At 63.7% G+C, this 2,090-nt stretch carries 3 protein-coding genes; all 3 read right to left on the minus strand.

Features of this window, described 5'->3' with window-relative positions:
• Positions 1-54 precede the first annotated feature (54 nt).
• A complete protein-coding gene (locus ACE3P6_RS21190) occupies positions 55-279 on the minus strand; it encodes a hypothetical protein (protein ID WP_150430409.1) in 225 nt (74 codons plus the stop codon).
• 853 nt (positions 280-1,132) lie between these two features.
• Positions 1,133-1,648: a hypothetical protein gene (locus ACE3P6_RS21195; protein ID WP_374398422.1), complete on the minus strand. Its 516-nt coding sequence runs from the start codon at positions 1,646-1,648 to the stop codon at positions 1,133-1,135.
• A partial coding sequence (locus tag ACE3P6_RS21200) for an SOS response-associated peptidase (protein ID WP_374398424.1) occupies positions 1,645-2,090 on the minus strand: 446 nt, incomplete at its 5' end. The genes ACE3P6_RS21200 and ACE3P6_RS21195, both read right to left, overlap by 4 nt.

Consider the following 2,090-nt stretch of genomic DNA (forward strand, 5'->3'; position numbering starts at 1 on the left):
CCCGATCTGCTGGAAAAGATCGCTGCGGCAATGGCGAAGGCCAGGGGCATCCCGCTACCCGCGCGCTTGACGCGGATACGTTGATGCGGCGTGCCTGCCGTTGTCCTCGGCAATCCTCATCCAGCGGTCGGCGATCCGGTCCAGGTAGACCAGATCGTCGGCTTCGATCTCACCCGACTCTCGCAAGCGGGCGATCACCTCCTTGACCAGGGACGGATCGTCCTTGGCCAGTTGGATCACAGTGGCGGCAATGCGCCGGCGGTAGAGGCTGATCGGCATGATCAGCCTCCTGACGCGCGGTACTCGGAAGCGCAGCCGGAGCGCCCGGGGGCGTTGGGCTGCAGCTTCAGCAGCGCCGGCACGGCGGGCGTGCGAACAGCGGGCGTCCGGGCATGTCCGGAGCCTCCCAGCAGCACGGCGACCGGGCGCGACTCTCTCGTTACAGGGATTGCGAACATGGTGTTCTCCTTCAGGAATGGAAGGGAACACCCATCCCTGGCGGGGAACTTGGGGTTCCCCGTTCGGGATGCTCCGCCGTGGACAGCAGAGCGGCTCGGCGACGTGCCAGGCGGCACGTGCAGGATGAAGGCCCATGGTTCTTGCGAACGGGGCCTTCGCTCGATGCCGATCGACCCGAAGGTCGCGCGGCAGGACACAGCATTCAGCCGGGTGGCTGAACAAGACACACGGCCATGGACATGGCCGGACCCGATCGACGCCGGGTATCCTTGAGGCAGGTAACGACTGCGACGCCAGCAGGGCTGGACTTCAAGGCGACCGAGGTCGCCGATGAAGGCTGTGCAGACACGATGTCCACAGAAAGCCCTTGCAGTATTGCGCAGGGCTTATCCAGGCTCAAGCCAGCGATCTGAATTGCCACCCGCAAGCGCCAGGGAAGTCAGGGGGTGTACTTGATGAATGCGCCGGGGACTTGAGACGTTCGCAGACCACACACCGCCTAGACCTCGCCTAGACCCCGTTGTACTGAATCTGTCGTTCGAGAAGATGCCTGAGGGCGAGATGCCATGCGAGATGAAGCGTACGTCGGACACTTTCGAGCGCAGGCTGCCGCTCCACATGGTTCCGCAGTCGAAGGGGCCGGGCGCGGCCAGTATCTGGTGCGGCGGCGCGGCTACTGGTAATCGTCGCCGTCGATCCGCTCGACCGATGCGTTGTGGATGAGGCTGACGATCCCCTCAGAGATTTCCTCGATCTGCTCCTCCGGCACGTTCAGCGCCTCGCAAAGGCGGTTCATGGCCCCGAAGTGGCGCGCCAGCGCCCGCTCCATCTGATCGAGGTCGATGGACGCAACGCCCGGGATCACCTCGATGGTGTCGCACAGGCAGCTCTCCAGCAGCTTGATCGAGTCGTCGGCCTGGGACAGGAAGAAGAACCAGTAGGGCCACTGCGCGTCGAGGCCTTTGAGGAAGGCCCGGACCTCCGAGATCTCGAAGATTTCGCGCGGGTCGTCGTTGTATCCGTCGACCATCAGGCTGATCCGACCGCAGTAGTCGAGGGCTGCCTGCGGGTCGGCCGTCAAGCCCCGCAAGAATTCAAGGGGCTCACCGATGTCGCCGGTTTCTATCTGCTGGCGGGAGAACATCAGAAACACGGGCTCGGCAATGCCCGGACGCAGCCGCTGGGTCATGCCGGCTCCACCAGCATCGGGGCATCGGTACGGGATGAATTGACTGCCCGGCTCACCGGGTAAGCGATCATGTCATCGGCCTCGGCAGCGCAAAGCAATACGCGCAACATCTCCGCATTCACGTTGGCGGGGTCCAACCAGGCGTCGTAATCGCCGGGGGCCAAGATGACCGGCATCCTGTCGTGGATCGGCATCATCAACGCGTTGGCGTCGGTCGTGATGATGCAGCACGAGTGGATTTCTTCGCCGTCGGGCGATACCCACCGCTCGCTGAGCCCCGCGAACCCGAACAGTGCGTTTTCATCCCGGGGGCAGATGAAATAGGGCTGCTTTACCGTGCGACCGTCTTCCTGAACGGCCTTCCATTCGAAAAAACCGCTGGCAGGCACAATGCATCGCCAGCGACGAAACGCGGCGCGGAATGCGGGCTTCTCGGACACCG

This window comes from Tabrizicola sp. (genome assembly GCF_041911175.1).
Classification (GTDB): domain Bacteria; phylum Pseudomonadota; class Alphaproteobacteria; order Rhodobacterales; family Rhodobacteraceae; genus Tabrizicola.

Excerpts from the sequence above, each read along its gene's own strand:
- ACE3P6_RS21190 (WP_150430409.1), bottom strand. The coding sequence starts at position 279 with ATGCCGATCAGCCTCTACCGCCGGCGCATTGCCGCCACTGTGATCCAA.
- ACE3P6_RS21195 (WP_374398422.1), bottom strand. The coding sequence starts at position 1,648 with ATGACCCAGCGGCTGCGTCCGGGCATTGCCGAGCCCGTGTTTCTGATG.